The following is a 314-nucleotide window of genomic DNA, read 5'->3' as shown; positions in this document are numbered from 1 at the left end:
CCCCTGATAAGGGTGAGGTCGGTGGTTCAAGTCCACTCAGGCCTACCAACTCTACTTATCCTTGAAATCTTCGCTGCTGCGTTGCTCATGTGCGTTTGCACACTGCGCTACTCGCAACGAACCTTTCGTCGGCTAAGCGAGTTGCCAGAGGTATGACTGAATTTGGAGCTATAGCTCAGCTGGGAGAGCGCCTGCTTTGCACGCAGGAGGTCTGCGGTTCGATCCCGCATAGCTCCACCATATAAAAGACTTCAGAGCGTATTGGAAACAGTATGCTGCGAAGTATTATGCTCTTTAACAATCTGGAACAAGCT

Annotated in this window: 1 tRNA gene; it reads left to right on the top strand. The window is 50.6% G+C overall.

Annotated elements, in window-relative coordinates:
* The first annotated feature begins 164 nt into the window (after window positions 1-164).
* A tRNA-Ala gene (locus B4923_RS20755) sits at window positions 165-240 on the top strand.
* The last annotated feature ends 74 nt before the right edge of the window (window positions 241-314 follow it).

It is taken from the genome of Brenneria roseae subsp. americana, from assembly GCF_003115815.1.
GTDB classification, from domain to species: Bacteria; Pseudomonadota; Gammaproteobacteria; order Enterobacterales; family Enterobacteriaceae; genus Brenneria; species Brenneria roseae.
This window is presented reverse-complemented; position numbering and strand designations above follow the sequence as displayed.